We start from the raw sequence: 13,124 nt of genomic DNA on the forward strand, positions 1-13,124 counted from the left end.
GTTCCTTTCGGAGAGGCCGCGGCATCCGACTGCTGTGTGAAGATCCGCGTCCGTGCGTGTGCGAACGGCTGCGATCATCCAGCCTATGCGGCGGCGGGCGGCGGGTCGCGTCACCCCTGCCACTCAACGCGATATCGATCGCGCGTCTTCCCTACGCCGTCGCGAGGGTGCGGATCCTCGCCCCCAGCGCGCCGGGCATCTCCTCCTGCACATTGTGGCCGGCGGGCAGCGTCTCGATGGATGCCGTCGGCACACGCCGCGCGAACTCGCGGGCGTCCTCGGGTGTGACGTACCCGCGTTCGCCGCGGAGGAGGGTCACGGGCGCGGTGGTGGCGGCCAGGTCGTCCCAGCCACCCTCGGACAGTGCGGGCGCCGGTGCCTGCACTGCCGCCCCGGACGGCACCGCGAGGGCAGCTGCTGCGAGATGGGCGAAGTGATGCTTCCATTCGACCCGCCCGTCGGGGCGGACGCGGGAGTTGAGGAACACCCCGCGTTCGGCGGCGCGACGCGACCCGCCGAGACCGAAGGCGAGCGCGCGCTCGACGAGGTCGTCGCGGGAGGCGAAATCGGTCGGCCCGGCGAAGAACCGCCGGATCTGCGAGGGTCCGGCGGCGGGATCGATGCCCGGGGTGATGTCGATGATCACGAGACGCGACACGAGGTCGGGGCGCAGGGCCGCGACCGCTGCGGCGGTCAGGCCGCCGAGGGAGTGGCCGACGAGCAGCTGCGGCCCCTCGGTCCATGTCTCGATGGCCGCCGCGACATCGGGGGCGATGACGCGCGCACGGTAGTCGGCGTCGGCGCGCCAGGCCGAGTCCCCGTGCCCGGGCAGGTCGATCGCGAGTGCCGGCATCCCGGATGCGAGAACCGTCACGTCCCAGGTGTGGGCGTTCAGGCCCGCGCCGTGCAGCAGCGTGATGGCCGGGGGAGCGTCGCCCCACGCGAGGGCGCTGATCGCGCCGCGCCCCGCCGCCTCCGTCGTGAGACGGCGGACGCGGGGAAGGGAACCCTCGACGCCCGCGTCGCGAGCCTGTTCGGCCAGGAACGAGAACTCGTCCGGGGCATCGGTCATCTCGGCATCCTTCGCTCGGTGTGCGGTCGCCTGCGTGGGCCCCCACCGGCATTGTGAACCGCGTCGCCCGGTCTGCGCCAATCGTCCGGGCCCGCGTGCGCCGCGCGTCGTTAGGGTGGGCGTATGAGCGAGTCGCGCGTGCACCTCTCCCGCTCCGAGCCCGAGGCCTACCGCGCCCTCGACGCCTTCTCCAAGGCCGTCGGCGCGATCGCACGGAGCAACGGCATCGATGCCCGGCTGCGCGAGCTCGTCCTGCTGCACGTCTCCCAGCTCAACGGCTGCGCGTTCTGCGTGCGCATCCACGTCGACCGCGGTCTCACCGCAGGTGTCGGCGTCGACGACATCTCGCAGCTGCCCGTCTGGCGCGAGTCCGGTGTCTTCTCCGAGCGTGAGCGCGCCGCGCTGGAGCTTGCCGAGGCCTTCACCTTCATCCACGACGGGGGAGTCTCCGACGACGTCTACGACCGTGTCGGCGCTGTGCTGACCGAGAAGGAGTACACAGCGATCAGCTGGCTGAGCGTGTCGATCAACGCCTTCAACCGTGTCGCGATCGCAGGTCGCTATCCGGTCCCGCCGCGGGAGGAACAGGATTCGTGAGTGACCTCACGCTGATCTCGGGCGCGCTGAACTTCCGCGACACCGGGGGGCTGCCCGCGGGCAGCGGGGTGACCCGGCACGGGATGCTGTTCCGCTCGGGCAACCTCGCGACGGTCGATGAGCGGGGGCTCGAAGCGCTGCGCGGGCTCGCGCTGCGACGGATCATCGACCTGCGCGACGACGAGGAGGTCGTGCGGGCGCCGAGCATCGTCGGAGAGGGCCCCGAAACGATCCGCGTCCCGCTGTTCCACGGTTCGGTCGGGTCGTTCTTCCAGCGTGATGTGGGACTCGACGAGCTGTATCGCTCGATGATCGACGACTCGGCCGACCGCGTGGTCGATGTGGTGCGCGGCGTGATCGGCGTGCAGCCGGTGCTCGTGCACTGCACGGTGGGCAAGGATCGCACGGGGGTGACCGTCGCGCTGACCCTGCTGGCCGCCGGCGTCGATCTCGATGCGGTGGTCGCCGACTACGCCCGCACGGAACGGATGCTCCCCGAGGCGCGCAACCGCGAGGTGGTGCGCCGGATCCGTTCGGTCCATCCCGACGCCACGCGGATCGAGGAGCTCGCCACGCGGTCGCCGGCCCCGGTCATGTCCGCGCTCATGTCTGAGCTGACGGAGCGCTACGGCGCGCCCGTGGAGTTCCTGCGCGCGCACGGACTGGCCGACGACGAGATCGCGGAGCTTCGGCGGGTGCTGGTGGCGCCGTCGTCGTGACGGCAGATGTCGGCGAGTGAGGTTAGGTGTGCCTTGCCTTGGGTATACTGAGGGTGCCATGTCGAACGAGATCGCACACAACGACGCCGCCTGCCGCGCACCGCGGCACTCGCGCGTCTCGCACCTGATCACCGCCGACGAGAACTCGCTGGCCGATCTCGAGGCACTGCTGGCCACACTGCCGCTGTGCTCGACGGGTCGCGTGTTCGTCGAGGTTCCGGATGCGTCGTTCATCGGGCGCATCTCGGCGCCCGCCCGCATGACGGTGGCCTGGCTCGATCGTTCGGCCCGGTCCGGAGAACCCGGTACCGGCCGCCTGTGCCCCGCGGGTGCCGCACTCGCGCGCGCCGTGACCGCCTGGGCCGACGAGATGATGTGCGACGAGGGCGATCAGACCCGCGTCTTCCTGCTGGGCGGGTTCCTCGGCACGGCCGACATCGTCGACCACCTCGTCGAGCGCCGCAACGTCGCGCGCGAGACGATCCACACTCCCGAGCGCTTCGGGCTGCTCACCGCCCGCTGACGCCGCGGCGCAGATAGCGCCCGTCCTCCAGCCCCGCCTCGATCTCGAAGCGGTTCTTCAGGGGGTTGCGCCCCGCCACCGTATAGAGCAGGGGCATCAGGAAACCGTACCGGCGCCATTGCCGGGCGTGTACGGCCTCGTGGCGCAGGAGGCTCGGCGTGACGGGCGCGGTACCCGTGAGGAAGCAGCCGCCGACGCAGACGCCGCCGCGGGGAAACGCCCACGCGGGCAGCCCACGGAACACCCAGAGGCCTCCGCGGCGCTCCACCCGCCCCGTGCTCCACAGCGATCCCCAGATCCAGCCGATCGTCGTGCCGTACACATAGCCCGCTCGGCTGATCGGAGAATCCAGCAGCACCGCGGGGATCAGGCGGTCGATGCGAGTGCCCCGGCGCACGGCACGGTCGGCGGCCTCGCGCCACCCCGGCGGCGGGGTCAGCGGGCTCATGCGAGCGCACCCACGATGCGCAGGATAGCGCCCAGATCGTCCACGGCCGCCTCAGGAGAGGCCGGCGCGAACCCCGTGAGTGCGCCGCCGACCAGCGGCGCCGCCGCGCCGACAGCGGCGATCGCTCGAGTCAGTGCCGCGACATCCACCCCGAAGGGCTCGGGGGCGGGGATGCCGGTGATCACGGCGGGATCGAGCACGTCCAGGGCGACGTGCACGAAGACGGCCGAGGGCGCCAGTGCGACCACCGCCGCACCGAGTGCGTCGGGATCGACGTCCTGCTGGACGGCGACACCGAGCCGCGACGCGACGTCGAGTTCGTGCGGGTCGATCGCGCGCGCGCCGGCGAGGATGAGCTGCGACGCAGGCAGATCGGCGCCGGGGAGATCCTGCGGCACGACGGCGTCGATCACCGCGCGGGCCGCCATGCTCTCGTAGGCACCTCCGGGAGCAGACGACGTGTCGTGCAGGCCCGGGTGCGCAGCGAACCACACCACGACGATCCGTTCCGAGCCGGTGTGCGCGGTATCGGTCACCGCCGCACGCGCGGCCGTCGCCGCGACGCCCGCGTCGCCGCCGATGCTGACGGTGCGCTCGCCGGCCGGGGCGCGCCCGGCCTCGAGCTGGGCCCGGATCGAGCGTCGCAGCGAGCCCCACCGGCGCACCCCGGTGCCGAGCTCCTCGCCGGCCTCGAGGGGAACGTCGACGATGGTCGTCGCGGCGCGCGGCAGATCGCCGGCGACCGCGTGTGCGCCGTCGATGAGCCGCATGGCGCGCGACGCCGCCGACCCCTGCCACTGCGGCACGACGACGAATCTGGTCATCGGACTCCTTCGATCGGCGATGCCCCGGGCGGCACAGGGCCGCGCCGGGGCATCGGGGAGAACCTCGTCAGGAGGTCGTTCCGCCCGTGATCGCGGCGGGGGCGGGGGCGCCGCCCGACTTCAGCGCGGCCAGGCGCGCCTCGACCTCGGTGAGCTCGCCGACGTCCTCGAGGCTCTCGAACTGTGCGTCGATGCTCGACGCGGCCAGCTCCGCCTTGCCTGCCGCGAGGGCTTCCTGACGGCGGATCTTGTCTTCGAAGCGACCGAGCTCGCTCGTGGGGTCCAGCACGTTGACCGACTTCACGGCATCGTGCACCTTGTTCTGCGCCTCGGCGACCTTGGCACGCGCCAGCAGCTCGCTGCGCTTGGCCTTGAGCTGCTCGAGCTTCTGCTTCATGCCGTTGAGGCCGTCTTTGAGCTTTTCGACGACCTCGGTCTGGGCGGCGATCTGGGGAGCGGCGGCCTTGGCGTCGTTCTCCTCGCCGATCTGGCGCTGCAGAGCGATCTTGGCGAGGTTGTCGAACTTGTCGGCGTCGGCGGTGTTGCCCGCCTGCCGCAGCTCGTCGGCCTTGCGGCTGGCGGCGATGGCCTTGTTGCCCCACTCGCCGGCGGCCTGGATGTCTTCCTGGTGGTCGCGCTCGAGCAGGCGCAGGTTGCCGATGGTCTCGGCGATCGCGGCTTCGGCGTCGGCGATGTTGTTGGTGTAGTCCCGCACGAGCTGGTCGAGCATCTTCTGCGGATCCTCAGCCTGGTCGATCATCGCGTTGATGTTCGCCCGCACGAGGGTCGAGATGCGTCCGAAGATGGATTGTTTTGCCATCATGTGTGCCTTTCTGTGGATGTCGTGGGTTGATGCGCCGTGCACGTCCGGCCGGTCGGCGCTCAGGTCAGAAGCGGCCGCCTCCGCGGCGACCCCGGGTGCCGCCGCCGCCGAAGCTGCCCGGACGGAATCCTCCCCCGCGGCCGCCCCCTCCGCGCGCGCCGCCGCCGAGCATTCCTCCGAAGCCGCCGCCGGAGCGACCGCTCCCGCCGCCGAGGAGGGAATTGAGGACGATGCCGCCGAGGACGGCGCCCATCATGCCGCCACCGCCGGACGAGCCCCGCGACGTCGTCTCGAACGCGCCCACATCGGCCTGGGCGAGCTGGATGGCGCCGGCGGCGAGCTGCTGGGCGCGCTGGGCCTGCCCGAGCGCCTGCGCGGGCTCGCTCGGGGGCAGCTGCTGGGCGCGGACGAGGGTCGCGCCGGCCTCGGCGAGCCGCGTGCGCGCCTCGGCGCCGACCGCGCCGCGTCGCGACGTGATGTAGTCCTCCGCCGCCGTGACCTGGGCCTGCGCCTGCAGGAGGGCCTGGTCGAGCATCTGCCGCGCGCGCTGGGCCTGCGCCTGCGCGTCGCGCACACCCGCGATGACGGCGTCGATCTGGTCGTTCGCCGCCTGCAGGCTCTGCAGAGCCGCGAGCGGATGACGAGGGGGCTCACCGAGCATGCCGCGCGCATCGTCGAGACGTGCGCGCGTCGCGGCGATCGTTCCCGCGATGTGCCCGTTCTCGTCGGGGAGAGCGCCCGCCGCGGCGATGTCGCTCTCGATGTCGGCGATCAGAGCGGCCGCTTGCCGCTCGCCCTCGACCATGTCGGCGGCGAGCGAGTCGATCGCGTGCTCGAGTCGGTCCGCCTGGGCGACGGCGTCTTCGGCGGCGCGGATGCCCACGGCCGCCTCGCCGCCGCGGCCGGCGCCGAGATCACTCTGCGCTTCGGCAAGCCGCTGGTCGGCGAACTCGAGGCGGGTGCGCGCCTGCGCGGGGTTGTCGGCGACGGTCGCGAGTGCGTCGGGGGAGTAGGTCTGGGCGAGGCGGGCGAGTGTCATGTCGGCGTCGCCGAGCGCGTCGGCGACGCGTGCGCGATCGACCTGCACGCGCGCGAGTGCCTCGGGCGCGTTCTGCTCGAGGCGACGGAGCTCGTCGAACGCCTCGGCCTTGGCGTCGAGCATCTCGTTCGCTGCGGAGCAGAGCGCGAGGATGCGTTCGGTCCAGGCTCGGGTCTGCTCCGCCTGATCGGGCACCTCGTCGTCGAGCTGCTGCTTGAGCGAGAAGGCTTCGGCGAGGGCCGACTTGGCCTCCTGAACCGCGGTCACGAAGTCCGCGGTCGCCTCGTCGCCGAACTGCGCGCGCGCGAAGCCCAGCTCCTCCTCACTCGTCTTGACGGCGTCGTCGGTCTGGACGAGGGCGGACGCGGCCTGACGGGTCAGCTCTTCGATGCTCGCCTGCGGCGCGCTGGAGGGAGCACCCGGGATGCCGGGACTCGGCCCCGCGACGGCCTTCTTGCGCCGCGAACGCACGAACAGCCAGATGGCGAATCCGATCGCGAGGGCGATGACGATCACCCACAGGATGCCGGTGAACCAGCCTCCCGCGCCGCCGCCGCTCGTGCCCTCGCCCAGTCGTTCGTCGAATCCGTCCGCGGCGGCGACGATCGCGCCGCCCCAGTCGTCCTCGCCGAGCGCCGGGCGCATCTCCTGCTCGATCGCGAGCAGGTCCTCCTCGGAGAGGGGACCCGACGAATCCGCAGAGATGTAGTACTGCCGAGAGTCGGTGGCGATCGCGACGAGGTACTGCGTGGGGCCCAGGCCGTTACGTGCGGCGACCTCATCGGCCCACTGCTGGCTGTCGGCGGGGTCGGTGAAAGCGGGGACGATCGCGGCGTACAGATCGACGCCCGTGTTCTCGTAGAGCCGCTGCAGGCGATCGTCGGCCGCCGTCCGATCGCTCGCGTTCATGACCCCGGACTCGTCGGTCACGTACCCGGTGCCGAGGTCGATCGGATCGGTGGCCGAGGCGGCGCCGGCGCCGGACCACAGCACCGCGGCGGTCAGGAGCACGGCCGACGCGCGACGCGCGACGCGTGCGCTCAGGCTCCGCACCGCGCCACCCTGTTCGACGGCCCCGGAAACACCCACCGCGCCAGTCTATGCATCGCCCGGCATGCCCGATAGGCGCCCGCGCAAGGCTCATCGGGCTCTCACAGGGTGGCGCCCGATCCCGGTGCGCCGCTCTCGAGACGGCGCCGCCGGCGCCTAGGCTGAGCGCCGCGGAGGGAGCGTGATGGACGACAGATACGGCGCCGACGTGCTGGCCCCGGGGTGGCGCGAGGCGAGGACGAAGACCGTGCCCCGAGTGCCCCCAGAGCGCGACCTCGTCGTCGAAGTCGCCGCCGACGGGTGGTGCGGTGCGATCACGTCGGTGCGTGCGGGGCAGGTCGAGCTCGAGGACCGGCACGGCCGCCGCCGCCTGTTCCCGCTCGGTCCGGGCTTCATGGTCGAGGGCGCGCTCGTGCAGCTCGAGGCACCCGCCCGGGCCCCGGCATCCACCCCCGTCGCCGGTCGCACCGCGTCGGGATCGTTCGCCGTGGCCGATGCCCGCGCCCGCGTGGCGCGCCCCAGCCGCATCCTCGTCGAGGGGCGCCACGACGCGGAGCTCGTCGAGAAGGTCTGGGGCGACGACCTGCGGGTCGAAGGCGTCGTCGTCGAGTACCTCGAGGGCGTCGACCTGCTCGATCAGCTGCTCGATGCCGAGCCGCCCTCCCGGGAGCGCCGCTACGGCGTGCTCGTCGACCACCTCGTGCCGGGTTCGAAGGAGGAGCGCATCGCCCGCGCCGTCGCGCGCGGACCGCACGGTGCGCACACCCTCATCGTCGGACACCCCTTCGTCGATGTCTGGCAGTGCGTGCGGCCCGCCTCGCTCGGCATCGCGGCCTGGCCGGAGGTGCCGCGTGGCACGGATTGGAAGACGGGCGTCTGCCGCGCACTCGGCTGGCCCGCGCGCGACCAGGCCGACACGGCGCGCGCCTGGCGTCGCGTGCTCGGCGCGGTGAGCAGCTACCGCGACCTCGAGCCGGCACTGCTCGGGCGCGTCGAGGAGCTCATCGACTTCGTGACGGCGTGATCGCGCTCGCCGCCCCGTACCCTGAGGGGGTGAGCGATGCCGAGCCCCAGACCCGAGTCTTCCGCGATCGGCCGGTCTCGTTCGTCCGCCGCAGCGGCCGCATGTCCGACGGGCAGGAGCGCGCCTGGGCAGAGCTCTCGCCGCGCTACCTGATCGACGTGCCCCGCGGCGAGGCCGCGACCTCGGTGGCCACCCATGCGCGCCTCGACCCCGCGCACGTCTACGGGCGCAGCGCGCCGCTGATCGCCGAGATCGGCTCGGGCCAGGGTCACGCGATCGTGCACGCGGCCCTGACACGGCCGGACGAGGACTTCCTCGCCGTCGAGGTGTTCCGCGCGGGACTTGCGCGCACCATGCTCGACGCCGATCGCGAGGGCGCACGCAACCTCCGCCTGATGGAGGCGAACGCGCCCGAGGTGCTGGGCGGCTACCTTCCGGCGGGGTCGCTGGCCGAGGTGTGGGTGTTCTTCCCCGATCCCTGGCACAAGTCCAAGCACAACAAGCGGCGTCTGGTCACGGACGAGTTCGCCGGGGTCGTCTCGCGCGCCCTCGTCGGCGGCGGGATGCTGCGGCTCGCCACCGACTGGGCGGATTACGCACGGCAGATGCGCACCGTCCTCGACGCGGCACCCGGATTCACGCGGGCCTTCGAGGGCGACTGGGCTCCGCGCTTCGAGGGCCGCGTCATGACCGCGTTCGAGCGCAAGGGCCTGCGCGCGGGACGCGAGATCCGGGATCTCGCCTACCGGCGCGCGGTGACGGCGCCGGGCGCGGACGCGACGGGTGCGACGGCGTGACCGCCCGTGCGATGGCGGATGTCGCGACGCGGCCCGCGTGGACGCTCGGCCTGATCCCCGCCTTCCTGGTGTGCGCCGCCGCCGTCGCGCTGTTCGGCGTGCAGCTGCGGTGGGTCGGCTACGCGATGCTCATCGTCGGTCTCGTGATCGCCGCGATCCTCCCGCGCGGGGCGGCGCCCGACACCGCCGCAGGGGCGGTCGTCACCGGCGCGCGGCCGCCGAGCCTGCTGCGCGACCTGTCGTTGATCGCCCTGGGGCAGGTCATCGTCAGCGTCATCCCGCTGCACGCGGAGCTCGACAACCTGGCGATGCTGCGTTTCACCCTCGCCCTCGGCGGGGCGGTCGCCGTGCCCTACGTGATCTCGCGTTTCATCTTCCGCGACCGGGCGATCTCGTTCCCGTGGCGGGGCGGCGGCCGATGGACAACCTTCCAATGGACGTGGCTCGTGCTGGTCCTCGTGCTCGGCTGGCTGATCCTGCCGTTCTACTTCATCACGTCGGGTGTGTACACGAATTGGCCCGTCGTCGACACGCCCGAGCTGATCGCGCGGCTCTTCGTGGGCGTCGGCGCGGTCGGCATCTGGGACGAGCTCTTCTTCATCTGCACCGTGCTGGCCCTGCTGCGACGGCATTTTCCGTTCTGGCAGGCGAACGCCCTCCAGGCGATCGTGTTCGTGTCGTTCCTCTGGGAGCTCGGCTACCAGGCCTGGGGTCCGGTGCTGACCATCCCGTTCGCGCTGCTGCAGGGGTTCATCTTCATGCGCACCCATTCGCTGGCCTACGTCGTCACGGTGCACCTGCTCTTCGACGCGGTGGTGTTCGCGGTCCTGGTGCACGCGCACAATCCCGGCCTGCTGCCGCTGTTCCTGATCTGATGCGGGCGGCGAAGCCGATGCGGCGCGAAGAGCTGCGCGGATCCGAGTAGCGGGGGCGGCGTGCCCCCCAGTACGCCGCCCCCACTCAGACAAACACCGCGGGAAACCGGTGTCTCCACCACGGTGTGCTCCTTCAGTCAAGCCGCTCGGGGCGAAAACACGATAGATGTACTTCTAACCACACATGACGGTTGCTCCGGGGGGAGAGGCATGACGCAGGCAGGGGCGGGAGACCGCGTTCGCATAGGGCTGGTCGAGGACCACAGGCTGGTCGCGGTCGGGGTGATGGAGGTGCTCGGGGCCAACGGCTACGAGGTCGAGACCGCGCCGACCGTCGCAGAGCTGCTCTCGCTCGGCGGCGAGTTCGCCCTCGTGATCCTGGATCTGCGCCTGGGCGACGGATCCAGCGTCGCCGACAACGTTCACGTGCTGCGCGATGCGGGTGTGCCCGTGCTCGTTCTCACCTCGGGTGAGAGCGCGGATCTCGTGCGCCAGGCGGCCCGGGCCGACGTGCTCGGCATCGTGCGCAAGTCGCGACCCGAAGACGAGATCCGTGCCGCGGTGACCGACGCCATCGCGGGCAGATCTGTCGCATCCGTCGACTGGGCCGCGGCGATCGACGGTGATCCTGAGCTGGTGGATGCCGGACTCAGTCCCCGGGAACGGGAGGTGCTCGCGTTGTACGCCGCGGGGGAGAAGGCGCAGTCCGTCGCCTTCCGCACGGGGCTGTCTCCGGCGACGGTGGCCAACTACATCAGCCGCATCCGCAGCAAGTACGCCAAGGCCGGACGCCCGGCCCCGACAAAGGTCGACCTGTATCGCCGGGCGGCCGAAGACCGCCTGATCGAGGACATCGGGTGAGAGCCGCCGCGGAGCGCATCCAGCGCATCCTCTACACGTCGCTGGGTGTCGCGGCCCTCGTCTACACGCTGATCGACGTCGACGAAGCCGCGCGACAGGTGCTCGATCTCTGGTCGCCGTGGGCGCTCTTCGGCTATCTCGCCTGCGCTCTCCTGCCCGTCGCGCTGGGCGCACTCGGCTCGTTCGCTCCGCCTCGGCTGCTCTGGATCGTGGCGACCGCCTACTGCCTGGCATACGCGACGACGCTCGCCATCTGGATCCCGCTGCTCCAGAGCGGCTCCGAGCAGCTCGCGTCCGCGCCCTGGACGTACGACGTGGTCACGATCGCGGCGAGCGCGGCCGCGATCGCCTGGCGGCCGCTGCCGGCGTGGCTCTACCTCGGGATCATGGCCCTCATGACGGCGGTCGTGAGCTACCTGGCCGCGCCGGAGATGGGGTGGTCCCGTGCGGCGGAGGATGCGCTGTTCGCCCTCACCTTCAGCGTCATCGTGATCTCGATCATCCAGGTGTCCACCTCAGCGGGAGCGAGCCTGGATCTCGCGGGTCGCGCGGCGCGTGAAGAGGCCGCCCGCGAGGCGCGGCAGAGCAGCGCGGGAGCGCAGCGCACCCGCGTCAATGCGCTGATCCACGATCACGTGCTCTCGTTGCTACTGGCCGCATCGCGGGCAACGGGCCCCTCTCGGGACGATCTTCGCGAGGTCGCCCGATCCACCCTTCTCGCCCTCGAGCCCACCGACGACGGCACCGACCTTGCGGGCGAGGAGGTCGCCGCACGGGTGCGCTCCGCCGGCGCGACGGCGGGTGCGGATGCAGCCTTCACCTGGGATGTCGTGGTGACCCCCGGCTCCTGCGTGCCGGTGGACCCGGCCGCCGCGCTGATCGAGGCCTCCGCGGAGGCGATGCGCAACAGCATCCAGCATGCCGGCGACGCGCGTCGGTCGGTGAGCCTGCGCATCGAGAGCGGTTCGGTGACCATCTCCGTGCGCGACGACGGACGCGGATTCACCCTGCGCCGGGTCGCCCCCGACCGCCTCGGCGTGCGCGTGAGCATCATCGAGCGCATGCGGGCGGTGGGCGGCCGCGCGGTCATCGACAGCGCCCCCGGCCGCGGGACGGAGGTGCGCTTGTGCTGGCAGGCAGCAGACGATCGCTGATCACCGCGGTCGACGTGTCCGGGATGCTGCGCCTGACCGATTGGCGCGCGCGGGCGATCTTCGCCCTGTTCACCCTCACCAACGCCGTCAACGCGATCGCCACGCTCGGCGAGGTGCGCTCGCCGGCGGTGGCGCTCGCCGCGGTCGCTGTGGTGACGGTCGCGGCGGGACTTCTGCTCATCCCGGCGCCGGATCCCTACCCCGCGCGCCTGACCGCGGTGGTCGTCGTCCTCACCGTGGTGGTCGTGTGCGCCGCCTGGAACATCGTGCCCGACGGGGCGCCGGGATGGTCGGCGTGGTTCTGGGGTGCATCGGGCACCGTGCTGCTCTTCCTCGCTCTTCGCGGCCGGATTGGGGCCGCGTGGACCGGCATGGCCCTGATGACGTTCGTGGCGGTCGCGTGGGCGCTCTCCTCCGGAGAGACGGTGTGGTTCGGCATCGTCTTCGTCATCCGTCACGCCGCGATGCTGCTCGTGGGCACGTTCTTCGCGCTGTACCTGCGCAACACCGCGGGCACGATCGAGCGCATCCACCTCGCGGGGCGCGAGCGCGCCCGGTCGCAGGAGGGGGCTCGCGCGGCCATCGAGGAGCAGCGTGCGCGGCTCGAGCGGCTGCGCTCGTTCGCCGAACCCGCGCTGCACCTGCTGGCCTCGGATGCGCCGATCGACGACGCGCAGCGCGATCGGCTGCGGCTGCTGGAGGCGACGCTGCGGGATTGGCTGCGGGCGGACGGCCTCGCCACCGAGCCGGTGCTGGAGGCGGCGCGCCGTGCGCGCGAGCGCGGCGTCGATGTGACGCTGCTGGATGACAGCGCGGCCGCCCTCGAGGACCCCGCGCTTGCGGCGCGGATCGAGGACGCCGTGCTCGAGGCGCTCGACGCGCAGCAGTCGGGGGAGATCATCGTGCGGGTGCTGCCGGTCGATCGCGACGAGGCCGCCACGATCCGCGGGAGCGGGCCCGAGGGGGGTGTGCGGGTCGACATCCCGCGCGTGGCCCCCGCTCTCTGACCCGGGCCGCGGCTCGGGCCTCGGCTCCGCGGGTGGTAATCTCGACCGGTGCGCCTCCGTAGCTCAGGGGATAGAGCGTTGGTTTCCGGTACCAAAGGTCGCTGGTTCGATTCCAGTCGGGGGCACCAATAATGCGGAGGGGTCGCGGGGCGTTCAGCCCTCGCGGCCCCTTCGTCTTCCGCCCCGCGCTCCTGTCCGTCGCGGGCGTCGATCGGGAGGCTCCCGTGCGCCGCACGCGTCGGGGCGAGGTTCCGCTGTCGCGACATGCGGGTCTCACCGCCGCGCATGCGCACATTGCGACAGGCGAGTGC

Annotated in this window: 14 protein-coding genes and 1 tRNA gene; 10 read left to right on the plus strand and 5 right to left on the minus strand. The window is 72.0% G+C overall.

What is annotated here, in order from left to right; all coding sequences use genetic code 11:
• Positions 1-151: 151 nt before the first annotated feature.
• The gene (locus tag DI573_RS02750; protein ID WP_292810387.1) at positions 152-1,072 is read right to left on the minus strand and encodes an alpha/beta hydrolase; all 921 of its coding nucleotides are present in this window, start codon (positions 1,070-1,072) and stop codon (positions 152-154) included.
• A gap of 123 nt (positions 1,073-1,195) precedes the next feature.
• Between DI573_RS02750 and DI573_RS02755 the strand changes: the two genes are divergently transcribed.
• From DI573_RS02755 to DI573_RS02765, 3 genes are read left to right on the plus strand one after another with little or no spacing between them, the layout of a single operon-like run.
• Positions 1,196-1,669 carry a carboxymuconolactone decarboxylase family protein gene (locus tag DI573_RS02755; protein ID WP_292810389.1) on the plus strand — a complete coding sequence of 158 codons (474 nt, stop codon included), beginning with the start codon at positions 1,196-1,198 and terminating at the stop codon, positions 1,667-1,669.
• On the plus strand, positions 1,666-2,388 hold the full coding sequence (locus DI573_RS02760; protein WP_292810391.1) for a tyrosine-protein phosphatase: 723 nt from the start codon (positions 1,666-1,668) through the stop codon (positions 2,386-2,388). The genes DI573_RS02755 and DI573_RS02760 overlap by 4 nt, the downstream gene beginning before the upstream one ends.
• Positions 2,389-2,446: 58 nt before the next feature.
• Positions 2,447-2,911: an SIP domain-containing protein gene (locus DI573_RS02765; RefSeq protein ID WP_292810393.1), complete on the plus strand. Its 465-nt coding sequence runs from the start codon at positions 2,447-2,449 to the stop codon at positions 2,909-2,911.
• On the opposite strand, the gene DI573_RS02770 is transcribed toward DI573_RS02765, so the two are convergent.
• The 4 genes from DI573_RS02770 to DI573_RS02785 form a co-directional block, all read right to left on the minus strand.
• Positions 2,898-3,359, minus strand: a complete 462-nt coding sequence (locus tag DI573_RS02770) for a Fe-S oxidoreductase (RefSeq protein WP_292810395.1) — start codon at positions 3,357-3,359, stop codon at positions 2,898-2,900. The two genes, DI573_RS02765 and DI573_RS02770, sit on opposite strands and share 14 nt — an antisense overlap.
• The gene (locus tag DI573_RS02775; protein ID WP_292810397.1) at positions 3,356-4,183 is read right to left on the minus strand and encodes an arginase family protein; all 828 of its coding nucleotides are present in this window, start codon (positions 4,181-4,183) and stop codon (positions 3,356-3,358) included. The genes DI573_RS02770 and DI573_RS02775 overlap by 4 nt, the downstream gene beginning before the upstream one ends.
• 67 nt (positions 4,184-4,250) lie before the next feature.
• Complete coding sequence (locus tag DI573_RS02780) at positions 4,251-5,003, minus strand: PspA/IM30 family protein (RefSeq protein WP_292810399.1); 753 nt, start codon at positions 5,001-5,003, stop codon at positions 4,251-4,253.
• A gap of 67 nt (positions 5,004-5,070) precedes the next feature.
• Positions 5,071-7,134 carry a TPM domain-containing protein gene (locus DI573_RS02785; protein WP_292810401.1) on the minus strand — a complete coding sequence of 688 codons (2,064 nt, stop codon included), beginning with the start codon at positions 7,132-7,134 and terminating at the stop codon, positions 5,071-5,073.
• A gap of 145 nt (positions 7,135-7,279) precedes the next feature.
• On the opposite strand from DI573_RS02785, the gene DI573_RS02790 reads away from it, so the two are divergent.
• From DI573_RS02790 to DI573_RS02820, 7 genes are all read left to right on the plus strand, one after another.
• Complete coding sequence (locus DI573_RS02790) at positions 7,280-8,119, plus strand: DUF3097 family protein (protein ID WP_292810403.1); 840 nt, start codon at positions 7,280-7,282, stop codon at positions 8,117-8,119.
• A 101-nt stretch (positions 8,120-8,220) separates the two neighbouring features.
• On the plus strand, positions 8,221-8,916 hold the full coding sequence (gene trmB / locus DI573_RS02795; protein ID WP_292810441.1) for a tRNA (guanosine(46)-N7)-methyltransferase TrmB: 696 nt from the start codon (positions 8,221-8,223) through the stop codon (positions 8,914-8,916).
• A gap of 11 nt (positions 8,917-8,927) precedes the next feature.
• A complete protein-coding gene (locus tag DI573_RS02800) occupies positions 8,928-9,791 on the plus strand; it encodes a CPBP family intramembrane glutamic endopeptidase (RefSeq protein ID WP_292810443.1) in 864 nt (287 codons plus the stop codon).
• A gap of 210 nt (positions 9,792-10,001) precedes the next feature.
• Positions 10,002-10,652 (plus strand): response regulator transcription factor, encoded by a 651-nt coding sequence (locus DI573_RS02805; protein ID WP_292810405.1) that lies wholly within the window; start codon positions 10,002-10,004, stop codon positions 10,650-10,652.
• Entirely contained in the window at positions 10,649-11,806 is a 1,158-nt protein-coding gene (locus DI573_RS02810; RefSeq protein WP_292810407.1) for an ATP-binding protein, read from the plus strand. Before DI573_RS02805 ends, DI573_RS02810 begins: the two co-directional genes overlap by 4 nt.
• Positions 11,779-12,813 (plus strand): hypothetical protein, encoded by a 1,035-nt coding sequence (locus DI573_RS02815; RefSeq protein ID WP_292810409.1) that lies wholly within the window; start codon positions 11,779-11,781, stop codon positions 12,811-12,813. Before DI573_RS02810 ends, DI573_RS02815 begins: the two co-directional genes overlap by 28 nt.
• A 52-nt stretch (positions 12,814-12,865) precedes the next feature.
• Positions 12,866-12,941 (plus strand) — tRNA-Arg (locus tag DI573_RS02820).
• Positions 12,942-13,124: the final 183 nt, after the last annotated feature.

The sequence above is a fragment of the Microbacterium sp. genome (assembly GCF_003248605.1).
GTDB lineage: Bacteria > Actinomycetota > Actinomycetes > Actinomycetales > Microbacteriaceae > Microbacterium.